The sequence below is a fragment of the Antrihabitans auranticaus genome (genome assembly GCF_016481275.1).
Classification (GTDB): Bacteria; Actinomycetota; Actinomycetes; order Mycobacteriales; family Mycobacteriaceae; genus Antrihabitans.
Genome location: NZ_JAEMNW010000004.1, coordinates 364209 through 390553, shown reverse-complemented (window position 1 = coordinate 390553; position 26345 = coordinate 364209). Strand labels below are relative to the sequence as shown.

Genomic DNA, 26345 nt, shown 5'->3' with positions numbered 1-26345 from the left:
ACGTCGTCCGATCAACGTTATGCCGATCACACTATGGCCCGCATCACTTCAGAACAATCACGATTTGCTAGCTTGTTCTTTAGGCGTACTTAACTCAGGATCGAGGGTAACCACGAATGACAAACCCCACGTTCGACGTCGTCACACTGTTCGTGCTGCTCGATATCGCGGAAGCTGGATCACTGACCGCCGGTGCCGACCGGGCCAGCATGACTGCGTCCGCGGCGTCCCAGCGGATAAGCAAACTCGAGCAATCGATCAAGCAGCCCGTACTCGTCCGCTTGCCTCGTGGCGTGGAACTCACCGAAGCCGGACAGGTACTGGTCGCACGAGCACGGCTGTTCCGTCGCGAAATGCGTGCTGCCCGTGGCGATCTCGATGCGCTCAGCGGCCTGCACCAGGGAACGGTCCGGTTGGGCTCCTTCCCCACCGCCAGCGCCTCGATCCTGTCCGACGCGCTGAAGGAATACCACCTGCGGTGGCCCGACATCGACGTTCGTGTCCGGTCGGCGACGCGGCCACAACTGTTGGAAATGCTTCACTCGAGCGAAATCGAGATCGCCCTACTGTGGAGCTATGCCTGGACCGAGGAGACCGAGCGCTCACTCACTCTGGAACCGCTGATGCAGGACCCGACCATGCTCCTCATCCCCGCCGACCGGGAAATCGGAACCGGCGGCGCATGGCTCAGCGCGTTGCGATCGCAACGGTGGATCATCCGCAGCGCCGATCACCCTGCGGCCGAAGTGCTGTATCGAAGTTGTCGCGCCGCAGGTTTCGAACCCGACGTGGTTTACGAAGGCCACGACTATCAAGAGATCCAGGCCATGGTTGCTGCCGGCGTCGGCATAGCCATGGTGCCGCGGCTTGCCACCGCTCAACATCGCCCCGATGTACGGGCGGTCGCATTCAACAAGGCCGACGACGTTCCGACGCGGTCGATCTATATCGCGACCCTCACCCGCCGCGCCTACACCCCCGCCATGCGTGCGGTGGCCCGAGCTCTGCACACCGCGGTACCCTCGCCGCCGGAGAACTCGTTTGTGCGGGGAACCGCCAACTCCCCCGAGTGACTCGCCGAATAGATTCTGCTGCAACATAATTGAATGGGCGAGATCGCGGACGGACGGTGAGCCGCCTTCGAAGTGATCACTACCGAACCGACCGTTCGACAACGTCGATCGCTACGTATCGAGTCGTCGGACCCGCCACGGTTCGATGTCGCGCCGCGAGCGAACCTTCACCGCACGGAATTTGTAGCCGTCCTGATCGATGACCGCTTCCCATTCGAAGTCGACCTGCTCGCCGACGTCGAAAGCATGAACGCCCCGCCAATGGCGAAACTGTCACCCGGCTGGGCATCGAGTACTTCATCGGGATGCGGGGCGCTGTAATACGTCCAACAACCACCCGGTGTGTCCGCCGAATCGATGACTCCCCAACCCTCGTCGACATGCCATGAAGCGACGACACCGCTCGCCGGGATGCCGGCCCCGACGCGGAATCGGGGCGTGATCGTGGCCGGTGACTTCGTGAACGGTCCCGTCGGGATCGATATCCCACGCCCGGGAGCTGAACGGCCCTAGCGTTGTGTAGGGCTCGCTGCCGGCCGGCTGATCGCGCGCACGCTCTGAAAAGCACTGTTCGACAACATTTTCCGATACGAGCACCATAGGCAGATCTCAGGGACCACAGCACTCGTCACCGGCGGAGCGTCGAGCCTCGGACTGGCCACTGTGACCGCGCTCGCCAAGTCCGGCGCGCGGGTGGTCGCCGTCGACTTACCTGGCGCGAAGACCGATGCGCTCGATGCTTTCGGCGACGATGCATAGTTCGCACCCGCCGACGTCACCGACGAGGCGGCGGTCACCGAAGCTGTTGCCGCGGCTACCGCCGAGTCGTCGTTGCGGATCGTGGTGAATTGCGCAGGCATCGGCAATGCCATCAAGACCGTTGGCAAGAACGGGCCGTTCCCGCTGGCCGACTTCGAGAAGATCATCAAGGTGAACCTGGCGGCACCTTCAACGTTATCCGGCTCGCCGCGAACGCGATGTCGCAGAACGAGTCGGTCGACGGCGAACGCGGGGTGATCGTCAACACCGCGTCGGCTGCGGCGTTCGACGGCCAGATCGGGCAGGCTGCCTGCTCGGCCTCAAAGGGAGGAATCGTGGGCGCCACACTCCCGATCGCGCGTGACCTCGCATCCTCCTGATCCGCGTCGACACCATCGCACGACAACCTTCTGCACTGTCCTGACCATGGGCAATCCCTCCACGTCGAGAGCGTGTACCGCCCGCCACCATTGCGGCCCGACGATAAGTACGCTACCGTAGCTACGTTAGCGTACCTATACGGTTATTGCCCCCCTACCTCAATCACTCCCCCAATCTGGAGGTCGTTTCAATGTCGAATCGAACAGCAGATCGTGACCCGTGCGTCGTCGTCGGCGCTGGACCCGTGGGTCTGGTCGCCGCACTCGCCTTGGCCCGCAAGGGGCTCTCGGTCGTGGTGCTCGAGGCTGAACCGCAGGATCGGGTGCGGCCGGGGAGTCGAGCGATCGCGCTGATGCAGCCGACGTTGCGGCGCCTTGACGAGGTGAAACCGGGCCTCGGCAAGCAGGTTGCCGAGGCAGGAGTGGTACCGACAGGCTATGACGCGTTCTACGACGGCCGCCGAGTATTCAGCCAGACGATTCCCTCGATCGGGTCGGTGCAACTCGCGAGCAGCCTGCCGCAGCGCACAACCGAGAAGATCGTCTTCGCCGAATGCGTCGCCGCAGGTGTGCAGTTTCGTTGGAATTCACCGGTTTCCGAGCTGAAGAGCAGCCCGAACGGCGCGCTGATCACCTTGACCTCCGGGGAACAGATCGCCGCGTCGTATGTGATCGGTGCCGACGGTGCACGCTCCGTAGTACGCAAGGCGATTGGCGTCACGATGGACGGCGTCACCGACGAGACACCGTTCATCATCGTCGACGTCGACCAACACCCCGACGGCTCGACACCGATGACCGGCGTGTTCGCCTACAACAGCCCAGCTGTGGGCGGCCGCAACGTGATGCACATGCCGTTCGCGACAGGCATGCGCGTCGACTTGCAGTGCCTACCAACCGATGACGTGGACTACCTCTCCAGCCCGGAGGGCGTGCGCGAATGGGTCTCCAAGGTAGTAGGCCCCTGGTACGGCGACCACGTGCAATGGGTATCGACGTACCGGTTCCATCAGGTCGTCGCCGACTCCTACACCGACGAACACCGGCGGGTTCTCCTGGCCGGGGAAGCGGCACACCTGTTCGCTCCATGGGGTGGAAGGGGGCTGAACTCCGGCGTCTTCGACGCAACGGATGCAGCGACCGCGATCGCCGAGGCATCCACGACCGACGATCCCGTCAAGCGCCGCACGATCATCGAACGCTGCGCCGACGAAGGCAAGAAGTGGGGCATACACAATCGCGACATCTCATCGAAAGCCCTGCGTCAGATGCGCGGCACCGACATCGTCAACAAGGCGAAGCGAGCAATCGCATCCCGGGTTGCACCGCTGGTCTGGCCGGCAGGCGCCTGGCTGGCCAACGGACCCATCCAGGTCCCGGTGCCGCGACCGGGTTCCCGGAATTTCTACTGATCATGAGTAGCGTCAGAGCGATGAAACCAGCCGCCAAAAGGACCCGCCAGCCCAGGATGCTGCTCGAAGTACGGCGCGAACAGGTGCTCGACGGCGCGCTGCGGTTACTCAACCGGGGCGGCTACGCGGCGGTCACGATGGAAGCGGTCTCCCGTGAGGTCGAGCTCGCGAAACCGCGTGTCTACGCGGCCTATCCCGGTGTCGAACCGCTTCTCCTCGCGTTGCTTGAACGAGAAAGAGACCGTGCGTTGGCCACGCTCACCGTCGCTATGCCAACGTTCGACGCAGGAGCCAAGTTCGACGACATCCTGGTCGCGGCAGCGACGAACTTGCTGCAGGCGGTCGAGGCGAACCCGGACTCCTGGCGGCCACTGCTGATTCCGCCCAATGACGCTCCACAGCAAGTCCGCGACAACTTCGAGGCCGGACGGCAATTCGCGCTCGCACAATTGCGTGCGCTGCTCGAGTGGGGTCGCGACCAGCGCCCCGGACTAGCAGACATCGATCTAGACCTGATGGCGATCTCGTTACTTGCCGTCGGCGAGCAGGGCGCACGCATGGTGCTCAACCAGCCCGAGGAATTCACCGCGCAACGTTTCGCGAACTTCACGCGAAGCCTCCTCGACCAACTACCTCCGCACACTTGATCTTTCCCAGCATTGAATGGAATTGCGACAATGACTGATTCAACGACGACTCAGACGCGCGTACTCATCATCGGCACTGGCTTCTCCAGCATGGGAACGGCCATCCAACTGCCACCTACGACTCGCCCGGTGTTCCCGCCGGTTGGATCGGCCGGGGTCGCCGCCGATGTCGGTATACCGGTGTCGCTGTTCCGTGCGTCGGTTTCGTCGTCGGTGAAGTGAGCATTGAAAATGCAACCATCGTTGTAACGGAGGCGATTTCGGCACGCGTGCCCGCAGCCGCCAGTGTTGGTCAATGTGAAATGTCCCGCCCGTGAGTTCGTGCGATCGGGTGGCGTTGGTTCTCAACCCGTTCAGTTCGATGCCGACCTGGTAGGCGGCATGTGTTGCACGCGGAGTGAGTTGAGGACGAGTGTGGTGCAGTGGGCGGCGATTTGGTCGCGGGTCGCGGTGAGGCGGCCTTCGAGCCAGTCGAGGTATACCATCACGAATGCACCGGACAATGAGCTGATCGTGAGTTGCAAATTGCCTTCGCCGAGCGACACCTGGTCCTGCAGCCCGGCGCCGACGTGGGCGGCCGCAAACAGGACGAAGGCGGGCACGACAACGGTCGCGTTGTGACGCAGCGTGTCATCGCCGAGAGTTTCACGGAACGCGATTCGCACACGACGAGGATCGCCTTCGAAATACTGTGCGGCAGCAACGAATACGGCATGTGTCCGCTGCTCGAGGTATCCCAGTGGCAGGCAATCGGCACTTTCACCGAGACCTTCCGCATGTGGCCGGTCACCCGGACCAGCCCGGTGCTGGCACCCTCTGGAGGCGCGTGCGACTTCGAAGGAGTCGACCGCTACAACATGGTCCGCTCCGCAGAAGGTCCCGGCGGGTGGCAGATCCGCTACGGCAAAACGGTCTACGACCTGCTCAGCGTGATGAACCAGGTAGGGGATCCCGGCGCTGACCAGCCAGAAGGCACGCCCGGCGCTGTTCGGGTTCAACACCCTCTCGCGGCCGGTGAACCTCGGCCGCAAGGTGGGTTTGATCAAGTAGCAAACCCCGAGGTCGTGCGGCCGTTCCCCCAGCACAGCGGTCCCCATCTAATTCTCGAACAACTTGGGCGGATCGGTGTGTTCACCGGCCGTACCGGTGGGCAGCGGTCATGCCCCCCCCCGATCCGGTAGGGGGTAGCCAGCACGCGCCGTGACACCACCCGTCAGCGGATCGTTGAGAACCCGGCGGAGACGGGATCGCGGGACGACCACCCCAAACCGAAACCACCATTTAGGTTCAGGCCGCTCAACTCGCGATCGGTTTTGTAAATACATTGGTGAAGCAGCGCTGTGCGTTCACATAGTGGGATTCAAGATCAGATCACCGCAGGTCACAGCCGATTCTTGGCGATCTTGAAAACTTCTGAACTTTTTCTTTGTCGTTGGTGGACAGCACGTTTGACTGCCACTAGCGTAGGAATCACAGCAGGTCAGAAGGGAGATTGTGGGGCGGGCGGGGCTCGAACCCGCGACCAATGGATTATGAGTCCACGGCTCTAACCGACTGAGCTACCGCCCCGTACCCGTCATTTTCCGGGCACCGGCGATGGTACCGAGTCGGTCGTGGCGCCCGTCACCCAGGCCCAGCAGTGGACGTAAGGTGTCGAGAGCATCCGCCGATGGAGAGGTCTCGCCCCATGTCCGCTTTCGTCAAGATACTTCAGGTGCACCAGGCTGTCTACGAGCGCAGTGGCGGTTGGATCGGTCACCGCTTGCTCTTTGGCATGCCGACGTTGCTGCTCCATACCGTCGGCCGCAAGTCCGGCGAACCGCGGACCTCAGCGCTCACCTACGGCCGCGACGGCGACGACTACCTCGTTGTTGCCTCCAAGGGCGGCGCTCCGACGCCTCCCGCGTGGTGGCACAACCTCAACGCGAAGCCTGAGTGCGAGATTCAGATCGGTCGCACGCACCGAAAGGTCAAGGCACGCTCGATTTACCCCGGCGATGACGGCTATGAGCGCATGTTCGAGACCATGAACAAAATCAACCGCGGGCAATATCGGGAGTATCAGAAGAAGACCGATCGGCCTATCGCCATCGTGATCCTCACTCCGACTACTTGATCAAGCGGCTCAACGCTATTCGGGAGCGTCGTCGCCCGAGTCGACAGGTGCCTGACTCTCCCGATCCTCGACGTTCCCCGGAACCTTCTGGGCGCGCCGCTCTTCGGTGATCCGGTTCTCTATGTCTTCGACGACCTTGCCTAGGTCTTCGTCGTGTTGCATACCGCCCTCGGGTGGCAGCTCCACTGCTTCATCGGGCTCTTCGGCACGGCGTTCGTCAAGGCCTGCATGGTCTTTCGTCATCTTTGGTCAGCTCCTGTCGATCGAATTCGGATCGATTGCATGGACCGCGGCCTCCTCTGCCGATGCCGCTCCCCCGTCGATGCCGACGTCCTGTGCGACTGTATCGTCTTCTCCCGCAATGAGTCTCCCCGAGCGGGCGTCCCCGACTTCTTCGTCCGCCATGAGGTTCTCGTCGTCAGGGCCCCAACGATCTTGCTTGTCGAACACGTCCGGCACTTCGCTGGACAGCCGCTCGTCCAACCCCTCGTATTCGGCGTTGTACGGCTTCTCGACTGGCGAATAGCCTTCGTCCAGTACGTCGTCGACGCCCCTGTCGACGAGGGTGTCTTCGGCTTGTAACTGATCTTCTTCGTCGACGCTGAACTCGCCGGTCGATCCCTCTGATTCTGTCGGTGTGCCAGTCATCTCAACCCCCTTCAGGCGTCGGCGTTCGGTGCAAATGGACGGGTACCCGGCACGCGGCCGTGGGAAACGTTTCACCCGCCGCACGACCGGGCATTCGGTGGACGAAGAACACAAACTCGAAGGGACTGATGATGACGGCCGATACGAGCACTCTCGCTGGGATCCGGGTGGCGATTCTCGCAACCAACGGCGTCGAACAGGTCGAACTGACGGAGCCACGGGACGCCGTAGAGAAAGCAGGCGCGACAACCCAATTGGTATCTCTCGAAGACGGAGAGATTCAAGCGATGAACCACGACACCGAGCCGGCCGACACGTTCACCGTCGACAAGCTGGTGGGCAACGTTTCAGCAGACGACTTCGAGGCGCTCATCCTGCCTGGTGGCACCACCAATCCCGACAAATTGCGGCAGAGCTCCGACGTCATCAGCTTTGTCCAGGGCTTCTTCAAGGCTGGCAAACCCGTAGGCGTTATCTGTCACGGGCCGTGGACGCTCGTCGAAGCAGACGTCGTCCGAGGTCGTACGTTGACCTCGTACCCGAGCGTGCGGACAGACATTCGAAACGCAGGCGGCAACGTTGTCGACGAAGAAGTAGTCAACGACCACGGTCTGGTGTCGAGTCGCAACCCAGGAGACCTACCAGCCTTCTGCGAGAAGATCGTCGAGCAGTTCGCCGTGATCAGGCACGAAGTGCACGACGAGGGCGCGACCGCGGATACGGTCGCGGACGCCAAAGCGCGGGACGCGGCTGTGAGCTGAGCACGGAGCGAACTGAACACGGAACGGCCGGACCAGAAACCCCCGACAAAGCATCTGGTCCGGCCGCACCGAAATCAGTGTCCGCTCTGGTCAGTGCTGCGGCATCTCCGACGTGCCCGTCCGCTCCTCCTGAACCTGTGCCTCGCCGACCCGCTTGGTCCGCCGCCGCTCGGCAACCGCCAACCAAGCCCAGATGAGCACCAAAACGCCGGCGACCGGCCACAACCACCACCCGAGCGCGTCCACGAATCCCAGCAGAAACACTGCGGCCGCTATCCCCAACCAGATAATGATCATCTCGACCGACCTCCCGCTCAGCGCAACACGGCATTCCTACGGAGGCGGGATACCCCGTCCGAAACTGGGCAAACCTGCAGCAAGAGTGCCCACCGCCCGATCGCAGAGCCGAAGAGCATCGGCTGCCGAAAAGGGTTTGCGACGGCCTCAGCCTGGGAAAACAGTGCATTGTGCCAACCAGTGCAGAAATGCAGAACGATCCTGTCATGTGGCCGCAGCCCAGTCCGCTCGATGAATGGTGGCGACAGGTCATGTCAGATACCAGCCGACTACCGGACCTGCCTGTAAAAGACGAATAGGTCAGGACACACCAGGCCGCCGCAGACACCGTCCCGATTGCCGATGCTGGACACGGGTACCCATCAGTCCACGACCGTGGAACGGAGCGCGCCCTAGATGCCTGCCAATGATCCGTCCGATGCGAAGCAGCACCAACTCGACGACGCCCGAGTAGAGCGCGACTCTGGATTCCTCACCACGCAGCAGGGCGTGCGGGTAGACCACACCGACAATTCCCTTCGCGCAGGGCCTCGTGGTCCAACCCTCTTGGAAGATTTCCACGCCCGGGAGAAACTCACACACTTCGACCACGAGCGCATACCTGAGCGCGTCGTCCACGCGCGCGGCGCAGGCGCCTACGGCTACTTCGAGCCGTACGACGATTCACTCGCCGAATACACGGCGGCACGGTTCCTCACCGAACCTGATACTCGGACACCGGTTTTCGTCCGATTCTCGACGGTTGCAGGTTCGCGTGGATCCGCAGACACCGTGCGTGACGTGCGCGGCTTCGCCACCAAGTTCTATACAGCGCAAGGCAATTACGACCTGGTCGGAAACAATTTTCCCGTCTTCTTTATTCAGGACGGAATCAAATTCCCCGACTTCGTGCACGCCGTAAAACCGGAACCGCACAACGAGATTCCGCAGGCGGCGTCCGCCCACGATACGTTGTGGGACTTCGTTTCCCTGCAACCGGAGACACTGCACGCAATCATGTGGTTGATGTCGGACCGTGCTCTGCCGCGCAGCTACCGAATGATGCAGGGGTTCGGTGTTCACACTTTCCGGCTGGTGAACGCCGAGGGCGTCGGCACTTTCGTGAAGTTTCACTGGAAGCCGAAACTCGGCGTGCACTCGCTGCTATGGGAAGAGTGCCAACGGATTTCGGGTGCTGATCCCGATTTCAATCGTCGCGATTTGTGGAATGCAATCGAAGCGGGTGAGTTCCCAGAGTGGGAATTGGGCGTGCAACTCGTACCGGAAGACAAGGAGTTCGACTTCGAGTTCGATCTCTTGGACGCGACGAAACTCATCCCCGAGGACCTCGTTCCTGTTCGTCCGGTCGGAAAGATGGTGCTCGACCGCAATCCGGACAACTTCTTCGCCGAAACCGAGCAAGTCGCCTTCCATACCGCCAACGTCGTGCCTGGGATCGATTTCACCAATGATCCCCTGCTGCAAGCTCGTAACTTCTCCTATCTCGACACGCAACTGATTCGCCTCGGTGGGCCCAACTTCGCCCAAATTCCCGTGAATCGTCCGCTCGCCGACGTCCGTAACCACCAGCAGGACGGGTACGGGCAGCACCGCATTCCGAAGGGCAGAGTCGCGTATCGGGAGAACACGCTCGGCGCCGGATGTCCCGCGCTGGCGAACGAGGACGTCTTCGAGCATTACACGCAGAGCGTGGAAGGCGAGCGAATCCGCAGGCGCAGCGACACGTTCAAGGACCACTACACACAGCCGAACCTGTTCTGGCAGAGCATGACCGAAGTCGAAGGCGAACATATCGTCGATGCGTTTGCGTTCGAACTCGACAAGGTCGAATCAGCCGAGATCAAAGAGGGCGTGATCGCTCGGTTGAACATGGTCGACGGTCAGCTTGCGATTCGTGTGGCCCTGCAACTCGGCATGGCGCCTCCCGGCAGTAGCGCACCGGCGGGTCTGGTCGATCCCTCGTCCGCGCTGTCCCAGCTCGAATCCGAGGATCTGCACGTCACCGACACGATCGTCACCCGTACGATCGCGGTGATAGCTGCGGACGGCGTTGATGTGCGGGGAATCGAGAACCTGCGAGAAGCGCTCACCGAGCGCGGTGCGACGGTCGAGATCCTGGCTCCGACAGCCGGCAAGCTGCACGGTGGGCAAGGCGGCAGTATCGACGCCGACCGCAGACTACAGACGACGGCATCGGTCCTCTACGACGCGGTCGTCGTCCCGTGCGGTCCGGACGCGATGGAAGTGTTGTCCGACAACGGCTTTGCTATCCATTTCGTGGCCGAGGCATACCGCCACAAGAAGCCGATCGGCGCCTTCGGCGCGGGAATCAAGCTGCTGGCCAAGGCCGGAATCACCGCGAAGGTGGCGGACGACGCCGATGTCGTCACCGACGCGGGGGTGATAACGACGACTGCAGCCGAAGACACCTTGCCCGACGACTTCGTCACCGCGTTCGCCGACGCCGTTGCGCACCATCGAGTGTGGGACCGCGATACAACGTCGATCAGTGCGTGAAGGACCGGCTACTGCCGCATCGTGGACAGATGATTCTTCACGGGCACAAGAAAATTACGCGCATAGTTCTCCGGACCCTCGGGTGAATCCAGATCAATGACACTGGTCGGAATGAGTATCAGGGTGTGAAACGCGCGCGCGACGTGCTCGGCAAATTGTGCTCGCGATGCGCCCTGGAGCTCATCGAGATTCATCACCGATTCGACGAATATGCTGCCGAGGTTCAGCGCGTAGCTGTCGTCGGTGATCACATACGGCAGTAGAAGTTCGGGATTCAGCCTCAGGACGGGAAGCACAGCAGGATGGCCCCGGAGCAGCCGGTACGCGTGCGCGAAGCCATGGATCAAGCGTTCGTCGGGTTCGTCGTGCAATGCGACTACACCGTGGACGTCAGCAAAGAACCGCGCGAGTTCGTCTTTCACGAGTGCCGCAATCAGCGCATCGCGTCCAGGAAAGTATTTGTACAGAGTCGCTCGACCGACCTTGGCACGCTGCGCCACCTCGTCCATCGATAGCTTCCGCAAGCCCGTATCCGCCGCCCAAGACAGCACCGCGTCAAGGATGCGCGTCTTGATGTCGTCGGCCCGCTCGGCGGCGACGGCACTGCCTGGGGATTTCATGAGCACATCGTAACCGTAGACAACTGAACGATTTATGTCTATGATTCTACGCATTGGGTCGGCAGAGTGGCCGGCCAGGACGAAGGAGGCTGATCCCGATGTCTGTACCAACACACGAGGTCGCACGCCGGCAGATGGCGGATCGTTTGATCGGAGGTTCGATCCGGCGGTCCTACAATTCCGCGATCGACGTCGACTGGGATGCGCCCCAAGATCCGGACGTGTTCTACCTCCCGCCGGAGGGCATCTCGCTGTACGGAACTCCATTGTGGGAGAAAATGTCTCATCGGGAGCGGGTCGAACTGTCGCGCCAAGAGGCGGCGAACATGCTCAGTCGCGCGGTGTGGTTCGAAAATACGTTGAACCAGGGTTTGCTGCGCGCGATGCTGCACCAGGACCCGACGTCACGCAACGTCCACTACGCCTTGACCGAAATCGGCGACGAGACGCGCCACATGATCATGTTTGGCCGGACCGTGAGCGCAATCGGCGCCGAACCCTATCGCCTGTCGACGCTGGAAGCGCTCACGGTGCAGTTGTTCCCGCTCACTTACCGCGGACTGTTCCTCTGGGTCGCGGCGCTGTGTGGCGAGGAACTGGTCGACGACCTACAGCGGAAGTTCGCCCGCCACCCCGACCTCCAGCCGATCATGCAGCAGGTCATGCGCATTCACGTCACCGAGGAAGCTCGCCATATCCGCTACGCCCGTGAAGGTGTGCGCCGGCGTGTGCAGCGCGCCCCGTGGTGGGAACGTCAGTTCGCGGCGACGGCGAACGGCGCAGCAGGTTTCATCCTGCGACGGATGATGTACGACGGCGAAGTCTATGTGCGCTGCGGGCTCGACAAGGGCGAGGCGATGCGGCAAGCCCGCGCAAACGAACAGGTCAACGCCGTGCGGCGGGACTCCTTCGTTGGCGTCTACGACTTTCTTTCCGAGAACGGACTGATGAACCCGATCTCGCGAACGCTGTGGCGAGCCTTCGGATTCCTGGCATGACCGCGCGTGTGCAGCCCGAATTCGACGTCGTCATCATCGGGTCCGGCTTCGCCGGCATGTGCGCCGCGATCAAGCTGCGCGAGGCGGGCATTCAGAACATCGTCGTCTTGGAAAAGGCGAACGAGGTCGGCGGTACCTGGCGGGAAAACACGTATCCGGGCGCAGGTTGCGACGTGATGTCGCTGATGTACTCGTTCTCGTTCGCACCGAATCCGCATTGGACGCGCGGATATGCGCGGCAGCCCGAAATTCTTACCTACTTGCGCCACGTCGCGAACAAGTACGCACTCCGGGACTGCATCAGGTTCGGCGAAGAGGTTGTCTCGGAAGTCTTCGACGACGAGAACGACCTCTGGACCGTGTCGACCCGACAAGGCCACAGCTTCACCGCGCGCGCTGTCATCGCAGGCACCGGACCGCTCCACATCCCGAAGATCCCCGACCTCGAAGGAAGCGAGACATTCGGTGGGCGGTCCTTTCACTCGGCCGAATGGGACCATTCGATCGACTTCGCAGGGAAGTCCGTCGCGGTGATCGGCACCGGAGCCAGTGCCGTGCAATTCATTCCGGTGCTCGCGGATCAGGCGAAGTCCGTCCGGGTCTTCCAGCGAACACCGCACTGGGTGCTGCCGAAGCTGGACCGACCGATCACGGCGGCCGAAAGGCTTTCTTACCGAACCATTCCCGGCTTGCGACGCCTTGTCCGTGCCGGAATCTATTTCAGCCACGAGGCGATGACCGCGGCGTTTCTCAACCCCCGGTACATGCCGGCGGTGCGCGCACTCGCCGACTTGCATTTGCGGCGCCAGGTGCCCGATCCGGCATTGCGCGCAAAACTGCGGCCGGAATACGAAGTCGGATGCAAGCGAATCCTGATTGCCAACGACTACTACCCGGCGCTGCAGAAGGACACGGTGTCGCTGGTGACCGAAGGTATCGCCGAACTCACCGAAAAGGGTGTCCGTACACGCGACGGCGCAGAGCACGAGGCCGACATCGTCATCTACGCAACAGGTTTCGCAGTGACCGACAAGGCCGACGCACAACAACTCGTCGGCCGCGAAGGGCGCACCATCCAGCAGCTGTGGCGGGACGGCCCTGCGGCCTACCTCGGACTCGCCGTCAACGGGCTGCCCAACTATTTCCTCGTGATGGGACCGAATTCAGGGGTCGGCAACCAGTCGGTCGTCTTCATGATCGAATCGCAGGTCGCCTACATCGTCGCCTGCCTGCAGGCGTTGTCAGCCCGCGAGTGCACCAGGGTCGAAGTGAAATCACATGTGCAACAACAGTACAACCGCAATCTGCAGCGCAAATCGGTCGGCACGGTGTGGACTGCCGGCGGTTGTGAGAGTTGGTACCTCGACAAAGAAGGTGTCAATCGCGCAGTGTGGCCGGCAACGACCCTGTCCTACTGGCGGACGACGCGCACTCCGGACCTGACCGACTTCGAGTACACCCGCTTGGAAGATCGGGACGACGAGGACTACCGCGGTCCCGCCGTCCTCATCGACACGGACGGCTACGAAATAGCCGTACAGGTTCACTTACTCGCTGTGTACCAACCCGTCGCCAACAAAGTGCTCTGGTCCGGGCGCGTCTATCCCACAACACAATTGCGCGAACTGCATCTGCTCAACAATCAGCCTGCCCGCATTCGCATCGGCTCCAACGCGGACGTCGATGCGGTCCTGGTCGACGAGGATCCCTGGGGTGGCTCCCACATTGTGGGCGAAGGTGTTTCGCCCTACCCGTTGCCGTTCGAGACCGAGCTGCGCACATTGCTGGAAAGCGCCGACGCGTAACCGCCAGGTCGGCGACCGAACCTTCTCACTAGCCAAGGATTGTCATGGCCTATGTCGTTACCCAGAACTGTTGCAACGACGCTTCGTGCGTCGCTGCCTGCCCGGTCGGATGTATCCATCCCACTCCGGACGAACCGGGATTCGGCACCGCCGAGATGCTGTACATCGATTCCGCGACGTGCATCGACTGCGGCGCCTGCGCCGACGCCTGCCCGGTCGACGCTATCGTCCCCGACACAGAATTCACCGCGGACTACTCCGCGATGAATGCTCTTTACTACCAGACGAATCCGATGACCCCCACGTGGCAATACCGGACTTCGACATCGCTCGTCACGACCGATCGCCCGGGACTACGCGTCGCGATCGTCGGTTCCGGACCGGCCGCCCAATACGCGGCGAAAGAACTGCTTGCGCAGCCGGGCGTCGAAGTCCACATGTTCGAACGGCTACCGGTTCCGTTCGGGTTGATCCGCCACGGCGTCGCGCCGGACCATCCGGCTACGAAGGCGGTCGCCGACCAGTTCGCATGGACTCGCGATCAGGAGCGCCGATTCCATCTGCATCTCAACGTCGAGATCGGCACACATCTCGACCACGCCGAGCTGCTCGCACACCACCACGCCGTGCTGTATGCCTATGGCGCAGCGTCGAATCGGCGGCTGGAGGTACGCGGTGAACGGTTGCCGGGTTCGCTGTCGGCATTCGACTTCGTCGGCTGGTACAACGGTCACCCCGACCACGCCGACGCGCTACCCGATCTGTCGGGACCTCGTGCGATCGTCGTGGGCAACGGCAATGTTGCGCTCGATGTCGCCCGCATTCTCGCAACTGAACCAGAACGACTGTCCACCACCGATATCGCCGACCACGCCTACGCGAGGCTGCGTCGCAGCCGAATCGAGGAGGTCGTCGTGCTCGGGCGGCGCGGCCCCGTCGAAGCCGCGTTCACCACGCCCGAACTCCATGCGCTGGCCCAGCGTCCCGATATCGACGTCATCGTCGACCCCGCCGACCTCGAGGGCGTCGCCGAACCCCCCGACCCGATCGTGCGCCAGAAGCTCGACCTGCTCACCGGCCTCGCTCGTGCCGGTCGGACTCGAGGAAACAGGCGAATCGTGTTGCGGTTTCATACGTCGGTTCGCGAGATCGTCGGCGAGCATTGCGTCACCGACGTTCACGTCGTGCGACATGGGCTACCCGAAGTCATCGAGACAAGTCTTCTCATCGGGTCCATCGGCTTCCGCGGCACTCCCATTCGCGGCGTGCCGTTCGACGCTGCAAACGGCACCATTCCGCACGACCGCGGCCGCGTCATCCGTCCGACCACGGGCCTTCCTGCCACCGGCGTCTACGCCGCCGGGTGGATCAAACGCGGCCCGACGGGTGTCATCGGCACGAACCGGACGTGCGCAAACGAAACCGTCGCCGCACTCATCGAGGATTACCTCGAAGGCCGCCTCGCCGATCCGCCCGCCGGGCGCGGCGAGTTGGTACAACTCCTGCACCGGCGCCGTCCTGCAGCACTCGACCGTGATGGGTGGGCAGCGATCGACGCTGCCGAGCGGTCCGCAGGCATGGCCGACGGGCGACCGCGCCGAAAGTTCTACCGGACCGAGGACATGCTGTCCGCTGCGCGGCCGCCACGCCGATTGCTGCGGCTACTCACCCGTTGACGGTGCTGTCGATCACGCCTTTTCCTGCATGCTGGTACGGGCAGGATTTCCTTGGTCGGCGGCCTTCGGATCAGTCTCGTCCGCCTTGGCGCGCACACCCTCTTCGACCTTGTCGCCCAGGTCCTTGTCGACGTTGCGCCAATACTCGAAGGCACGCGCGAGGATCGGTTCGGAGACACCGTTCAGCAAGTGGCCAACGATGTTGTCTACCAGCCTCTCCCGGGCAGCATCGTCGAGCACGTCACGGACGAGGGTTCCGGCCTGACCCCAGTCGTCGTCCTCCGAGTGCGAGACGTATGCGAACCGGGAAATTTCGCCTTCGGAGTACCAGCCCGGATCTTTGAACTTGTCGCCGGCCGCGCTCGGCCCGCCCTTCGAATTGGGCGCGTAGACGGGATCGGAGACCTTCTCGTACCGCATTGCACCGTCTTTGCTGTAGCTGTTGACGGGCGATGTCGACGCGTTGACGGGAATCTGCTTGTAGTTCGCGCCGATTCGGTGGCGGTGTGCGTCCGCGTATGCGAACAGCCGCGCAAGAAGCATGCGGTCCGGGCTCGGACCGATACCGGGAACGAGGTTGTTAGGCTCGAACGCCGCCTGTTCGATTTCCGTGTGGTGATCGGTCGGGTTGCGATCGAGTGTCATCCGTCCGACCTTGTGCAGCGGATAGTCGTCGTGCGGCCAGACCTTCGTCAGGTCGAATGGATTGAACCGGTAGTCGGCGGCGTCGTCGAACGGCATGAGTTGAACGAACAACGTCCAACTGGGGTTGTTGCCCGCAGCGATAGCTTCGAACAGGTCCCGCGTGTGGTAATCGGTGTCCGCCGATGCCATCTGGTCGGCCTCGTCCTGCGTGAAGAACTCGATGCCCTGATCGGTCTTGAAGTGGTACTTCACCCAGAAGCGCTCACCGTCGGCATTCACCCACATGTAGGTGTGCGACGTGTAGCCGTTCATGTGTCGCCAGGTTCGGGGAATCCCGCGATCACCCATCAGCCAGGTGACCTGGTGCGCCGATTCCGGCGACAGACTCCAGAAATCCCACTGCATGTCGTGGTCGCGTAAGTTGTTGTCCGCGCGGCGTTTCTGGGAGCGGATGAAGTGCTGGAACTTCATCGGATCCTTGATGAAGAAGACCGGCGTGTTGTTGCCGACCATGTCGTACACGCCCTCGGTCGTATAGAACTTGACGGCAAACCCGCGCGGATCGCGCCAGGTGTCCGGGCTGCCGCGCTCCCCCGCCACGGTCGAAAATCGGACGACGAGGTCGGTGGTCACGCCGGGCTGAAACAGCGCGGCGCGTGTGTATGCGCTGACATCCTCGGTGACTTCGAAGTGGCCGAACGCGCCACTGCCTTTAGCGTGCGGCTGACGTTCCGGAATGCGTTCACGATTGAACTGCGCCATCTGCTCGATCAGATAGTGATCTTGCAGCAAGATCGGCCCTCCGGCACCCAGGGTCAACGAGTGCTCGTCGCTGGCCACAGGGATTCCCGCGTCCGTAGTCGTCGAGTTGAAATCGCTGGTTGTCATCGATGCTCCTGACGCTGATATCGGTCACCTTCGATGTACCCGTATCGCAGCGATTGACACGTGCGACGGCGAATTGTTTGGTGACACTAACGGTTATATACACCTACGATGACTCCGGTCACAGTCGATCGGGCGACGGACGCACCGAAGGAGAGCAACGTATGGGCCATTACAAGAGCAATGTGCGCGACCTCGAGTTCAACCTCTTCGAGGTTCTCGGAATCGGCGAGGTTCTCGATACCGGGGCTTACGGCGACCTCGATACCGAGACCGCATCGGAGATTCTGGACCAGGTCCGGCGCATCGCCGAGGGCCCCTACGCAGCGTCGTTCGCCGACGCCGATCGCAACCCACCGACGTTCGACCCCTCCACCCACGAGGTGACGCTGCCCGATTCGCTGAAGACTTCGCTGCGAACCGCATTCGAAGGCGGCTGGGATCGGCTGAGTGTCGCGACCATCCTCGGCGGCACCCCAGCCCCACGGGCGCTGTACTGGGCGATGGTCGAGATGTTCCTGGGCTCGAACCCCGCCGCCCACGTCTACTGGGCAGGTGGCACGTTCGCGAACATCTTCTACGCCAACGCCACCGAGGAGCAGAAGGCGTGGGCAGTGCTTGCTGCGCAACGCAACTGGGGCGCAACGATGGTCCTCACCGAACCCGACGCCGGTTCCGACGTCGGCGCTGCCCGCACCACCGCCACCCGCCAGGAGGACGGTTCCTGGCACCTGACCGGCGTGAAGCGGTTCATTACCTCCGGCGATTCCGGCGACCTTTTCGAGAACATCTTCCATTTGGTGCTGGCCCGCCCCGCGGGCGCCGGGCCGGGCACGAAGGGTCTGTCGCTGTTCTTCGTCCCCAAGTTCCACTTCGACCCCAAAACCGGCGAGCTGCGCGATCGCAACGGTGTGTTTGTCACAAACCTCGAACACAAGATGGGACTCAAGGGCTCGGCGACCTGCGAGCTCACCTTCGGCGCCCACGGCGTTCCCGCGGTCGGATGGCTGGTCGGCGAGACGCACGCCGGGATCAATCAGATGTTCGACGTCATCGAGTACGCACGAATGCTTGTGGGCACCAAAGCCATTGCTACCCTGTCCACCGGTTACCTCAACGCACTCGAGTACGCGAAGACCCGGATCCAGGGCGCCGATCTCACGCAGATGACCGACAAGACGGCGCCTAAAGTTCCGATCATTGCGCACCCGGACGTGCGCCGGTCGCTTCTGCTGCAGAAGGCCTACACCGAGGGTCTGCGGGCGGTATATCTGTACACGGCCGCGCACCAGAATGCCGATGTCGCACAGCATGTCTCGGGTGCGGACGCAGAACTGGCACACCGCGTGAACGACTTGCTGCTCCCGATCGTCAAGGGTGTCGGCTCCGAGCGGGCCTATCGGTACCTGGCCGAATCGTTGCAAACCCTCGGCGGCTCTGGCTATCTGCAGGACTACCCGATCGAGCAGTACATCCGCGACTCCAAGATCGACAGCCTCTACGAGGGCACGACCGCAATTCAGGCTCAGGACTTCTACTTCCGCAAGATCGCGCGCGACCGCGGCGTCGCTCTCGGGCATGTCGCCGGACAGATTCAGCAGTTCATCGACAGCGACGCCCGCATGGCGCAACTCAAGGGCGAACGTGCCCTTCTCGCAACGGCACTCGCCGACGTGCAGGCCATGGCCGCAACATTGACCGGCCACCTCATGGGCGCTCAACAACAGCCGACGGAGCTCTACAAGGTCGGCCTCGGTTCGGTGCGGTTCCTCCTCGCCGTCGGTGACCTGCTGATCGGCTGGCGACTCCTGCAGCACGCCGAAATCTCACTGAAGGCCCTCGACACCAAGCCCGGCGTCGACACCGCCTTCTACACGGGGAAAGTCACCGTCGCTTCGTTTTTCGCGCGCACGATCCTCCCCCAGCTCACCGCAACCCGCGCCATCCTGGCAGACCTCGACAACGACGTCATGACGCTCGACGAGGCCGCCTTCTAGTCGACTCCCGCAGTAGCTGCAAGTATGGAGGCATGGCCACCTACGCAGTCAACGAGGCAGGCATCGCGCACGCACGAAAACTGATCGACGGCAGGCAATACGTGCTCGACAGCGACTGGGGCGATGCGCAGCCGAAAGCCGCAGACGAGAACCGATACCTGGAGAACCACTCGTGGGAGCAGTACGGCGAGTGGTTCCTTGGTCTCACCGAGGGCGCCAACGAAGAAACGAAAGCGCGCTACGCGTTCGTATGCGGCGATTTCAGGCGAGTTCACAGGTCCGGCCTCATCGCGTGTGTCTACCGCGCGGCGGAGTGGCGCCACAAAGCCGTCGAGCGGGCAGCGTACGACCTGCTGCAGCACCTCGACAAGGCGACCAACCTGGGCTGACGCTGGTGGAGTTTCGGCCCCGGATTCCGGGGCCGACACTCCTCCGGACCGCGCGCGCGTCCGGTACTGAAGCATTCTGTCCGGTTTCCGGGGCACATGCTTCAGTACCGCCCGCTCGTGCTTCTACTCGACCTTCACCGACGTGATCTCGACCTTTTCGGCCGGCGGTCCGTCACCGCCGCCTTGGCCTCCGGGGTCCACCCCGGCGGCGGCGATGTCGTCCAGGACTGTGAGACCCTCGGAGTCGATCGTGCCGAAAATCGTGTAGTCGGGCGACAACTGGGAGTCGTCGTAGACCAGGAAGAACTGACTCCCGTTCGTGCCGGGCCCGGCATTTGCCATCGCCAGGACACCGCGCTTGTACAGCCGAGTCGACGACGACTCGTTGACCGGGTACTCGTCTTGGAAGGTGTACCCGGGACCGCCGGTGCCGGTTCCCAACGGGTCCCCGCACTGAAGGACCTTCAGGCTGGCGGCCGTCGTCAGGCGGTGGCAGGCCGTGTCGTCGAAGTAGCCCTGCTCGGCAAGGCTGATGAAACTGTTGACGGTGCACGGCGCTTTCTCCGCGTCGAGCGTCAGCCCGATGTCACCTTGGTTGGTCGAGATCGTGGCCTGCTTCTCAGGGTCGCCCGCGTACTCCGCCGGCGGCGGGTCGACTGGCTTCGCTGCTCGCTCGGACCCGACCTTGTAGGAACAATCGATCGGTTCGTCCGCAGTCTGTGCCGACGACGACCGAGCTGCGCTCGTCGTCGTCGCGTCGGCCTTGGACGAGTCGTCATCATTCGCCCTGAGGACAACCACGACTATCCCGACGATGACTGCGATCACGACCACCGCGACGACGGCGATCAGTACGTACGGCGGCTTCCTTGCCGGCGGTGGCGCGTTCCACTGGCCACCGGGTCCGTTGCCGTACTGACTCATGTTGTCTCCGCTCGTGTCGATCTATCTGGCCGGGCGGCAAGAGTCTAGAACGTCGGCACACGCGGTCGGTCGACGTCAGCCGAACGTGACGATGTTCTGGTCCATGACCAACTGATCGGAGTGCTCGGTGGTCTGCAGACCAGGGACGGTGACAAGCGGTATGCCGGTGCCTTCCGACCGATCGAAGTCGGCGGTGCTCGCGACCTGCCCGGTAATCGAGAACTTGTCGTTCAGGTACGGCAGTCCCTGCGAAGCGAGTGGTGACGGCCCGTCCATCACATGGAAATGCAGATGTGGCGCAACGGAATTGCCGGTGTTGCCGACGAGCCCGAGAACGTCGCCAGTACTCACCTTGTCGCCGAGCTTCACTCGCACCGAGCCGGGCTGCATGTGTGCGTAGTTGATGAAGAATCCGTTGCCGATATCGAGGACGACGTAGTTGCCGTCCGCAGCATCGAGCGAGATTCCGGAGGGGAAGGTGCCCGGCACCTGCTCAGGCAGATCGTTCCGGGTGCCGACCACTGTGCCGTCCGCGGCGGCGAGCACGTCTTCACCGAAGATGAAGTAGCTCTTCGGATCCGTCGGCTCGCCGGTGAAGATTCGCAGCTGGTCGTCGGCCTGCTCGTAGTCGATCGCATACCGTTGCGCGACGAAGGTCTGGCCGTTCACCGGCAGGATCGCGCGCGTGTGCCTGGACGCGTCGCAGCATCCATCGGCCGCGATGAACCGCTCGCCGCGCAGCGGCGAGGACAGCACCGGCAGGGTTCGTGAATCGATTTTCGTCGGACCGACTTCGGCGGTGCTGGTGCGTAGGTCCGGCGGCGCTGCTTCCGCCGTCGTCGTCACCTTGTGGACCACGTTCTTCGGCACCGCAACCGATTCGTCGAGCGTGACGTGCAAGAAGATCGTTCCGGACTCGCCGGCTTCCAGGCTGTCTGCCGAGTCGCGACTGCCCGCGGGCTGCAGCCGCTGGTGCGCCTCGGCCGCGTCGAGATCGTCGATGACCGCGCCGGAATCAGCGTCGATCACCTGAAGACTGTCGAGCGTCGTTTTACCACTCGTGAAGTTCGTGACGGACAGTTCGTACACCAGGTGATTCTTGCCGTCCGACCCCGCGAACGGGACAGGCGGAAAATGAACAGTTCCGACGAAGGGCGTCAGCGCATCGGCCCCCTCGGCCGACCGCGTAGTGGTGGTGGTGGTCGAATCGGACTCGTCTTCCGAGTCCGAGCATCCAACACAGAATGCACTGATCGCCGCAAGCGCGACGAGGATTGTAGGAATGCGGCGGTTACGGAAAGCACTCGACATGTTGGTCCGATCAATTCGTCGCTGTCTGCAGAATCGTGCCCAGTCTGCACCGCACGCGACGGCAAGGGAAGAGGACAAACGCCAACTCATGACAATGCCCTGACTGGTTGCGCAATTGCGGACTCCGCAGCGCGAGTAACGCTTTCCCACTTCTCGTACTCAGCCCGCCGATTGTCGGCAATCGCAGCCGCAGCGTCGAACGCGGTGCCGCCGAGAAGTAGTCGGCGCGGCGGGTTCTCGGCATTCACCAGGGTGAGCAACGCTGCCGCGGCCAACTCGGGTGCACTGTCGACGGATCCGCCTTCCCATTGCTGTGCAATCTCGTGCCTCGTCCGGTCGTAGACCGGCATCGAGTCGGTCGACGTCATGGTGGTGTACAGGTCGGTCCAGTAGCCGCCGGGTTCGACGATGGTCAGGGTGATCCCGAAACCTGCGACTTCCATGGCCAACGACTCACTCATTGCTTCCAATGCCGCTTTGCTCGCACTGTAAAGACCGGTTGTCGGCGCACTTGCCAGCGCTCCGATGCTCGATATCTGGACGATGTGGCCGCTGCCCTGAGCGCGAAGAAACGGCACAACGGCTTGGCTTACCCACAATGATCCGAAGAAGTTCGTTTCGAACTGGGCACGCGCCTGCGCCTCGGTGAACTCCTCGACCATGCCCATCGTGATGTTGCCCGCGTTGTTGACGACGACGTCTATGCGTCCCAAAATGTCGTGCGCCCGCGAGACGAACTCGACGACCGCGGCACGATCGGTGACATCGACGTCGAAGACAATCAGCGCCCCGTCGGCCGTTGTCGCGAGCTCCCGTAGTTCGCTCGTCGAACGCGCACACTCCGCGACGCGGTCACCCGCGGCCAGCGCCGCCGAAACGAACGCGCGGCCCAATCCGCGCGAACCTCCCGTGATCAGCCAGGACCGTTGTTCCGACATTGCCAACCCCTCGTCTCGAGACGGATCGTCTCGTCTCGCTAATGGTGCAGCCAGACTCAGCAACTGTCAAGACGGACCGTCTCGTCTTGTGCTACTTTCGTCGTATGAAGCCAGCAAGTCCTCGCCCAGTCGACTCGCGCCGACGCAGCGAGCGATCACGGCAGGCAATCCTCGACGCCGCCCTGGATCTCGTTCGCGAGGTCGGCTACGAGAAGTTGTCGATCGAAGCCATCGCCGCGCGAGCCGGCGTCGGAAAACAGACCATCTACCGGTGGTGGCCCTCCAAGGGCGCAGTGCTTTTCGACGCGTTCGTCGCACTGAACGAAGAACAAGGCGAGCTAGCCGCGCTTCCAGACACCGGTGATATCGAGGCAGACCTGAAGGCTGTTCTCGCAGCGACCGTCGACGAGCTGAACGATCCGCAATACGACGTCCCGATGCGGGCCCTGAGCACCGCAATGTCGAACGACGAAGCCCTCGCGGAGCAGTACGAGCAGTGGCTCGGCAGGCCGATGCGGGAGATCAAACTGCAGCGCCTGCAAGCGGCACGCGATGCGGGCCAGATATCGCCGGACGTCGATCTCGATGTCACCATCGACATCGTGTGGGGTCCCGTCCTCAATCGATGGCTGCAGCGAACCGGGCCGCTGGATTCGACCTACACCGACAAGCTCATCACCTCCGTTTTCAGTGGGATCCGAGTCTCGTTGCAGGACTGAGCAAGCCGATTCGACGGAATACGACCCGACAGCCCGCGGTTGCATCACAGGTCTGCCAACATAGGGAGCCGATATGACAGAATCTTCAACTGCCGCCGCGACAAATTCTGCCGCCCTCTCGGGAACATTCTCGATCGGTGGCACCACGCCGGTCGTCCGACTCGGTTACGGCACAATGCAACTCACCGGCGAAGGCGTATGGGGTGATCCGAAGGATCCAGACGAAGCTGTTCGCGTACTCCAGCGTGCCGTCGAACGCGGGGTGACGTTCTTCGATACTGCGGATTCGTATGGTCCGGTCGTCGCTGAACAACTGCTCCGCAAAGCGCTACATCCCTACAACGACGACGTCGTGATTGCCACCAAAGCCGGGCTCACGCGGTCAGGCCCGGGCGACTGGCGGCCTGTAGGTCGCCCGGAGTACCTGCGCCAGCAAGCCGAAATGAGCTTACGAAATCTTGGGCTCGAACAGATTCCACTGTTCCAGTTGCACCGAATCGATGCCAAGGTGCCGCTCGCAGATCAGGTCGGCGAACTCTCGCTCCTCCAGCAAGAGGGCAAGATCAAACACATCGGCCTGAGCGAGGTCAGCGTCGCCGACGTGAAAGCCGCCGCCGAGTTCGCAACGATCGATTCCGTACAGAATCTGTACAACCTGGCCCACCGTGACGCCGAAGAACTGCTCGACTTCGCCGAGCAGAACTCGATCGCGTTCATTCCCTGGTTCCCGCTTGCCACCGGAAAGCTTGCGGCAGAAGGGAGCCCGCTGGATACGCTCGCAAAGAAGCACGGCGCGTCGCCGTCTCAGCTGGCGCTGGCCTGGCTCCTCCGACGCTCTCCGGTGATGCTGCCCATCCCGGGCACCTCCTCGGTGGCACACGTCGACGACAACATCGACGCCGCAGCGTTGACCCTCACGGACGACGAGTTCGCGGAGTTGGAGGCCGCCGTCTGACGGGCGTCAGTGCCGCTCTGTCTCGACGGCGTCGACATAGCGCTGCAGATAGAGCGGCCAGCCGGCTTCGTGTCCGACACCGTCACGAACGGCTTCCCAGCCGTCGCCGTGGCGCTCCAGGTGGCGATGCTCGAGCTCGACCCGAGTTCGGTCGGCAGATTCTGCGATGAAACGCACCTCGACTTCGCTTGTCCGCGCCGGGTCGGTTTCGATCTGCCACCGACCGTTGATATCCCAACTGAAGACCACTCGATTGGGCGGCTCGTAGGCGAGTACCCGCGCCCAGCGGCACTCGCTGCCGTCCTCGGCGCGGTCGTAGATGTGTCCGCCCACCCTGGGTTCGAACACCGTCTCCGCGATTGGCACCGACATGATGTTGTGCTCGCGCGGCTTGATCGCGTCGAATCGGTTGACGAATACCTCGAATGCGCGCTCGAGCGGTGCGTTCACCACAATCTGCTGTTGCACCGGCTCGGCTTGGGTCTGTGTCATGTCGTCTCCTCTGGTTGTTCGACCGCCTCCTTGTAGGCGGTCAAGGCCTGTCCCCAAAACCGGTCGAGCTGAGCGCGCAGTGCGCCCATACCGGCGGGGTCGAGTTGATATATCCGGCGCGTGCCGACAGCCCGATCCCGTACCAGCCCAGCATCTTTGAGGACCTTCAAATGTTGCGAGACCGCCGGTCGGCTGATCGGCAGGTCACGCGCCAACTCCCCTACCGCACACGGCCCGTCGGCGAGGCGCTCGAGAATCGTGCGTCGCATGCGATCCGCGAGCGCACCCCATTCGTCTCCTGCTTGGTAAGTGACTACGAACGGTAAGTCAACGCTTACGGATAAGCCCTGTCAAGGGTTTACAAGATCGGCCCTCGAGGCCACAGGCTGGGGCGGTCACTCGCCGAAAGAGTAAGGACCGAAGCGGCCCCACGCGACAAATCCAGCGAGCGCAAGATAGACCACGTCCACCATCATGAGCGTGAACTCTTGCCGCCGGAGACGCGTGATCGTCGCACCTATCATGATCAGGACCAACCCGAGTGCCGCCAGCGGAACGAACACCGGCGCGATGTCGAGGACGGCCGGCAGGATCAGGCCGATGGCTGCCAGGACTTCAAGGGCACCAATAGCTTTGACGCTGCCGGCGCTGAAGTCCTCGACCCACGCGGCGCTCGGTCCGAACGCGGCGATCCGCTGCTTGGGCAGGAGAACCTTTCCGCTTCCACCCGCAAAATAGGCGACCGCAAGCAGTCCGGCGACGATCCACAGCGCGACGTTCATGACGCTTCTCCTCGAATGTTCGTAGGCCTTGGTGGCCGAGCAAACATGAGACGCCGGCGACCCGACTTTTGTGACAGCTATTTCAGCTCAGCCCTCTTACTCGGACCGCTGGACTTCCGACGTAGACCGAGTCCGCCGCACAATCCTTGGTGACCAACGACCTGGCGCCGATGACGCAGCCCGAACCGATTTCGACGCCGGGCATGATGAGCGTTCCGGATCCGATCCAACTACCATCGCCGATCTTGACGGATTTTCCGTACAGAAGCCCCGCGCGCTGCGCCGACTGACCGATCTCGTGACTGCTCGTGATCACTCTGACGTGGTCCGCGATGTAGACGCGGGCGCCGATCTCGATATCAGCGACAGTGTCGAAATAGCATCCGCTGTTTATGAAGGAGTCTGAGCCGACAGCCAAACGGCCCTGTCCCTGCACAACTATTCCGCGATAAATCAAGGTCGGGCCGGCGGTACGAACCCGCCCTGCGCGTAAGGCAGCGCCGCGCCAGGTCGGCGAGATCAGCAGGCAGTTGGCGAAGCTCACAATCGCCGATTGCCACATGTAGAACAGCGTCGATCCCACCGCCCGCAGTCGAGCA

26 protein-coding genes, 1 tRNA gene and 2 pseudogenes are annotated in these 26345 nt (G+C 62.6%); 15 read left to right on the top strand and 14 right to left on the bottom strand.

The features are described from left to right. Positions 1-116: 116 nt before the first annotated feature. From JGU72_RS19850 to JGU72_RS19830, 5 genes and pseudogenes are all read left to right on the top strand, one after another. Positions 117-1073 carry a LysR family transcriptional regulator gene (locus JGU72_RS19850; RefSeq protein WP_199685775.1) on the top strand — a complete coding sequence of 319 codons (957 nt, stop codon included), beginning with the start codon at positions 117-119 and terminating at the stop codon, positions 1071-1073. Positions 1074-1652: 579 nt separating this feature from the next. Beyond that, positions 1653-2232, top strand: a pseudogene (locus JGU72_RS19845) (SDR family NAD(P)-dependent oxidoreductase); the annotation flags it as partial. Positions 2233-2403: 171 nt separating this feature from the next. Next, complete coding sequence (locus tag JGU72_RS19840; protein WP_199685774.1) at positions 2404-3624, top strand: FAD-dependent oxidoreductase; 1221 nt, start codon at positions 2404-2406, stop codon at positions 3622-3624. Between the two features lie 20 nt (positions 3625-3644). Beyond that, positions 3645-4271, top strand: a complete 627-nt coding sequence (locus JGU72_RS19835) for a TetR/AcrR family transcriptional regulator (protein ID WP_199685773.1) — start codon at positions 3645-3647, stop codon at positions 4269-4271. A gap of 30 nt (positions 4272-4301) precedes the next feature. After that, a complete protein-coding gene (locus JGU72_RS19830) occupies positions 4302-4493 on the top strand; it encodes a hypothetical protein (RefSeq protein ID WP_199685772.1) in 192 nt (63 codons plus the stop codon). Between the two features lie 131 nt (positions 4494-4624). Here JGU72_RS19830 and JGU72_RS19825 read toward each other — a convergent pair whose 3' ends face one another. Both JGU72_RS19825 and JGU72_RS19820 read right to left on the bottom strand, forming a co-directional pair. Next, the gene (locus tag JGU72_RS19825; RefSeq protein ID WP_199685771.1) at positions 4625-5317 is read right to left on the bottom strand and encodes a hypothetical protein; all 693 of its coding nucleotides are present in this window, start codon (positions 5315-5317) and stop codon (positions 4625-4627) included. Positions 5318-5766: 449 nt separating this feature from the next. Next, positions 5767-5840 (bottom strand) — tRNA-Ile (locus JGU72_RS19820). A gap of 118 nt (positions 5841-5958) precedes the next feature. Here JGU72_RS19820 and JGU72_RS19815 point away from each other — a divergent pair. Next, positions 5959-6387 (top strand): nitroreductase family deazaflavin-dependent oxidoreductase, encoded by a 429-nt coding sequence (locus tag JGU72_RS19815; RefSeq protein ID WP_233532700.1) that lies wholly within the window; start codon positions 5959-5961, stop codon positions 6385-6387. A gap of 15 nt (positions 6388-6402) precedes the next feature. Here JGU72_RS19815 and JGU72_RS19810 read toward each other — a convergent pair whose 3' ends face one another. Then, positions 6403-6630 carry a hypothetical protein gene (locus JGU72_RS19810; protein ID WP_199685769.1) on the bottom strand — a complete coding sequence of 76 codons (228 nt, stop codon included), beginning with the start codon at positions 6628-6630 and terminating at the stop codon, positions 6403-6405. Between the two features lie 6 nt (positions 6631-6636). Further along, entirely contained in the window at positions 6637-7035 is a 399-nt protein-coding gene (locus tag JGU72_RS19805) for a DUF5709 domain-containing protein (RefSeq protein WP_199685768.1), read from the bottom strand. A gap of 128 nt (positions 7036-7163) precedes the next feature. Between JGU72_RS19805 and JGU72_RS19800 the strand changes: the two genes are divergently transcribed. After that, a complete protein-coding gene (locus JGU72_RS19800; RefSeq protein WP_374101134.1) occupies positions 7164-7796 on the top strand; it encodes a type 1 glutamine amidotransferase domain-containing protein in 633 nt (210 codons plus the stop codon). A 90-nt stretch (positions 7797-7886) separates the two neighbouring features. Here the strand turns inward: JGU72_RS19800 and JGU72_RS19795 are convergent, their stop codons facing one another. After that, positions 7887-8093 carry a hypothetical protein gene (locus JGU72_RS19795; protein WP_199685766.1) on the bottom strand — a complete coding sequence of 69 codons (207 nt, stop codon included), beginning with the start codon at positions 8091-8093 and terminating at the stop codon, positions 7887-7889. A gap of 396 nt (positions 8094-8489) precedes the next feature. Between JGU72_RS19795 and JGU72_RS19790 the strand changes: the two genes are divergently transcribed. Beyond that, the gene (locus tag JGU72_RS19790) at positions 8490-10610 is read left to right on the top strand and encodes a catalase (RefSeq protein ID WP_199685765.1); all 2121 of its coding nucleotides are present in this window, start codon (positions 8490-8492) and stop codon (positions 10608-10610) included. An 8-nt stretch (positions 10611-10618) separates the two neighbouring features. Here JGU72_RS19790 and JGU72_RS19785 read toward each other — a convergent pair whose 3' ends face one another. Further along, complete coding sequence (locus JGU72_RS19785; RefSeq protein WP_199685764.1) at positions 10619-11230, bottom strand: TetR/AcrR family transcriptional regulator; 612 nt, start codon at positions 11228-11230, stop codon at positions 10619-10621. Between the two features lie 98 nt (positions 11231-11328). Here JGU72_RS19785 and JGU72_RS19780 point away from each other — a divergent pair, with 98 nt between their 5' ends. Genes JGU72_RS19780 through JGU72_RS19770 form a run of 3 tightly spaced genes read left to right on the top strand, consistent with a single transcriptional unit; the run spans position 11329 to position 15709 of the window. Next, on the top strand, positions 11329-12228 hold the full coding sequence (locus tag JGU72_RS19780) for an AurF N-oxygenase family protein (RefSeq protein WP_199685763.1): 900 nt from the start codon (positions 11329-11331) through the stop codon (positions 12226-12228). After that, on the top strand, positions 12225-14033 hold the full coding sequence (locus JGU72_RS19775) for an FAD-dependent oxidoreductase (RefSeq protein ID WP_199685762.1): 1809 nt from the start codon (positions 12225-12227) through the stop codon (positions 14031-14033). The genes JGU72_RS19780 and JGU72_RS19775 overlap by 4 nt, the downstream gene beginning before the upstream one ends. A 44-nt stretch (positions 14034-14077) precedes the next feature. Next, positions 14078-15709 carry an FAD-dependent oxidoreductase gene (locus JGU72_RS19770; RefSeq protein ID WP_199685761.1) on the top strand — a complete coding sequence of 544 codons (1632 nt, stop codon included), beginning with the start codon at positions 14078-14080 and terminating at the stop codon, positions 15707-15709. A 12-nt stretch (positions 15710-15721) separates the two neighbouring features. Here JGU72_RS19770 and JGU72_RS19765 read toward each other — a convergent pair whose 3' ends face one another. Beyond that, positions 15722-17242, bottom strand: coding sequence for a catalase (locus JGU72_RS19765; protein WP_199685760.1), 1521 nt, complete (start codon positions 17240-17242; stop codon positions 15722-15724). Between the two features lie 161 nt (positions 17243-17403). Between JGU72_RS19765 and JGU72_RS19760 the strand changes: the two genes are divergently transcribed. Next, complete coding sequence (locus JGU72_RS19760; RefSeq protein ID WP_199685759.1) at positions 17404-19236, top strand: acyl-CoA dehydrogenase; 1833 nt, start codon at positions 17404-17406, stop codon at positions 19234-19236. Positions 19237-19268: 32 nt separating this feature from the next. Then, positions 19269-19625 (top strand): hypothetical protein, encoded by a 357-nt coding sequence (locus JGU72_RS19755; RefSeq protein ID WP_199685758.1) that lies wholly within the window; start codon positions 19269-19271, stop codon positions 19623-19625. A gap of 123 nt (positions 19626-19748) precedes the next feature. On the opposite strand, the gene JGU72_RS19750 is transcribed toward JGU72_RS19755, so the two are convergent. From JGU72_RS19750 to JGU72_RS19740, 3 genes are all read right to left on the bottom strand, one after another. Then, the gene (locus JGU72_RS19750) at positions 19749-20549 is read right to left on the bottom strand and encodes a peptidylprolyl isomerase (protein ID WP_199685757.1); all 801 of its coding nucleotides are present in this window, start codon (positions 20547-20549) and stop codon (positions 19749-19751) included. A gap of 75 nt (positions 20550-20624) precedes the next feature. Then, positions 20625-21860: a M23 family metallopeptidase gene (locus JGU72_RS19745; protein ID WP_199685756.1), complete on the bottom strand. Its 1236-nt coding sequence runs from the start codon at positions 21858-21860 to the stop codon at positions 20625-20627. Between the two features lie 86 nt (positions 21861-21946). Beyond that, positions 21947-22798 carry an SDR family NAD(P)-dependent oxidoreductase gene (locus JGU72_RS19740; RefSeq protein ID WP_199685755.1) on the bottom strand — a complete coding sequence of 284 codons (852 nt, stop codon included), beginning with the start codon at positions 22796-22798 and terminating at the stop codon, positions 21947-21949. Positions 22799-22902: 104 nt separating this feature from the next. On the opposite strand from JGU72_RS19740, the gene JGU72_RS19735 reads away from it, so the two are divergent. Further along, positions 22903-23517 carry a TetR/AcrR family transcriptional regulator gene (locus JGU72_RS19735; protein ID WP_199685754.1) on the top strand — a complete coding sequence of 205 codons (615 nt, stop codon included), beginning with the start codon at positions 22903-22905 and terminating at the stop codon, positions 23515-23517. A gap of 73 nt (positions 23518-23590) precedes the next feature. Next, positions 23591-24472, top strand: coding sequence for an aldo/keto reductase (locus JGU72_RS19730; RefSeq protein WP_199685753.1), 882 nt, complete (start codon positions 23591-23593; stop codon positions 24470-24472). A 6-nt stretch (positions 24473-24478) separates the two neighbouring features. Here JGU72_RS19730 and JGU72_RS19725 read toward each other — a convergent pair whose 3' ends face one another. The 4 genes and pseudogenes from JGU72_RS19725 to JGU72_RS19710 all read right to left on the bottom strand — a co-directional run bounded on the left by JGU72_RS19725 (position 24479) and on the right by JGU72_RS19710 (position 26329). Further along, a complete protein-coding gene (locus tag JGU72_RS19725; RefSeq protein WP_199685752.1) occupies positions 24479-24964 on the bottom strand; it encodes an SRPBCC family protein in 486 nt (161 codons plus the stop codon). Continuing rightward, positions 24961-25275, bottom strand: a pseudogene (locus JGU72_RS19720) (ArsR/SmtB family transcription factor); the annotation flags it as partial. The pseudogene JGU72_RS19720 and the gene JGU72_RS19725, both read right to left, overlap by 4 nt. An 84-nt stretch (positions 25276-25359) precedes the next feature. Further along, positions 25360-25746, bottom strand: coding sequence for a DoxX family protein (locus tag JGU72_RS19715; protein ID WP_199685750.1), 387 nt, complete (start codon positions 25744-25746; stop codon positions 25360-25362). A gap of 82 nt (positions 25747-25828) precedes the next feature. Further along, positions 25829-26329 (bottom strand): acyltransferase, encoded by a 501-nt coding sequence (locus tag JGU72_RS19710; protein WP_307828522.1) that lies wholly within the window; start codon positions 26327-26329, stop codon positions 25829-25831. Positions 26330-26345 lie beyond the last annotated feature (16 nt).

Excerpts from the sequence above, each read along its gene's own strand:
- JGU72_RS19775 (WP_199685762.1), top strand. The coding sequence starts at position 12,225 with ATGACCGCGCGTGTGCAGCCCGAATTCGACGTCGTCATCATCGGGTCC.
- JGU72_RS19810 (WP_199685769.1), bottom strand. The coding sequence starts at position 6,630 with ATGACGAAAGACCATGCAGGCCTTGACGAACGCCGTGCCGAAGAGCCC.
- JGU72_RS19830 (WP_199685772.1), top strand. The coding sequence starts at position 4,302 with ATGACTGATTCAACGACGACTCAGACGCGCGTACTCATCATCGGCACT.
- JGU72_RS19740 (WP_199685755.1), bottom strand. The coding sequence starts at position 22,798 with ATGTCGGAACAACGGTCCTGGCTGATCACGGGAGGTTCGCGCGGATTG.
- JGU72_RS19780 (WP_199685763.1), top strand. The coding sequence starts at position 11,329 with ATGTCTGTACCAACACACGAGGTCGCACGCCGGCAGATGGCGGATCGT.
- JGU72_RS19815 (WP_233532700.1), top strand. The coding sequence starts at position 5,959 with ATGTCCGCTTTCGTCAAGATACTTCAGGTGCACCAGGCTGTCTACGAG.
- JGU72_RS19735 (WP_199685754.1), top strand. The coding sequence starts at position 22,903 with ATGAAGCCAGCAAGTCCTCGCCCAGTCGACTCGCGCCGACGCAGCGAG.
- JGU72_RS19795 (WP_199685766.1), bottom strand. The coding sequence starts at position 8,093 with ATGATCATTATCTGGTTGGGGATAGCGGCCGCAGTGTTTCTGCTGGGA.
- JGU72_RS19835 (WP_199685773.1), top strand. The coding sequence starts at position 3,645 with ATGAAACCAGCCGCCAAAAGGACCCGCCAGCCCAGGATGCTGCTCGAA.
- JGU72_RS19850 (WP_199685775.1), top strand. The coding sequence starts at position 117 with ATGACAAACCCCACGTTCGACGTCGTCACACTGTTCGTGCTGCTCGAT.
- JGU72_RS19785 (WP_199685764.1), bottom strand. The coding sequence starts at position 11,230 with ATGAAATCCCCAGGCAGTGCCGTCGCCGCCGAGCGGGCCGACGACATC.
- JGU72_RS19800 (WP_374101134.1), top strand. The coding sequence starts at position 7,164 with ATGATGACGGCCGATACGAGCACTCTCGCTGGGATCCGGGTGGCGATT.
- JGU72_RS19745 (WP_199685756.1), bottom strand. The coding sequence starts at position 21,860 with ATGTCGAGTGCTTTCCGTAACCGCCGCATTCCTACAATCCTCGTCGCG.
- JGU72_RS19770 (WP_199685761.1), top strand. The coding sequence starts at position 14,078 with ATGGCCTATGTCGTTACCCAGAACTGTTGCAACGACGCTTCGTGCGTC.
- JGU72_RS19765 (WP_199685760.1), bottom strand. The coding sequence starts at position 17,242 with ATGACAACCAGCGATTTCAACTCGACGACTACGGACGCGGGAATCCCT.
- JGU72_RS19725 (WP_199685752.1), bottom strand. The coding sequence starts at position 24,964 with ATGACACAGACCCAAGCCGAGCCGGTGCAACAGCAGATTGTGGTGAAC.
- JGU72_RS19790 (WP_199685765.1), top strand. The coding sequence starts at position 8,490 with ATGCCTGCCAATGATCCGTCCGATGCGAAGCAGCACCAACTCGACGAC.
- JGU72_RS19840 (WP_199685774.1), top strand. The coding sequence starts at position 2,404 with ATGTCGAATCGAACAGCAGATCGTGACCCGTGCGTCGTCGTCGGCGCT.
- JGU72_RS19750 (WP_199685757.1), bottom strand. The coding sequence starts at position 20,549 with ATGAGTCAGTACGGCAACGGACCCGGTGGCCAGTGGAACGCGCCACCG.
- JGU72_RS19715 (WP_199685750.1), bottom strand. The coding sequence starts at position 25,746 with ATGAACGTCGCGCTGTGGATCGTCGCCGGACTGCTTGCGGTCGCCTAT.
- JGU72_RS19805 (WP_199685768.1), bottom strand. The coding sequence starts at position 7,035 with ATGACTGGCACACCGACAGAATCAGAGGGATCGACCGGCGAGTTCAGC.
- JGU72_RS19730 (WP_199685753.1), top strand. The coding sequence starts at position 23,591 with ATGACAGAATCTTCAACTGCCGCCGCGACAAATTCTGCCGCCCTCTCG.
- JGU72_RS19760 (WP_199685759.1), top strand. The coding sequence starts at position 17,404 with ATGGGCCATTACAAGAGCAATGTGCGCGACCTCGAGTTCAACCTCTTC.
- JGU72_RS19755 (WP_199685758.1), top strand. The coding sequence starts at position 19,269 with ATGGCCACCTACGCAGTCAACGAGGCAGGCATCGCGCACGCACGAAAA.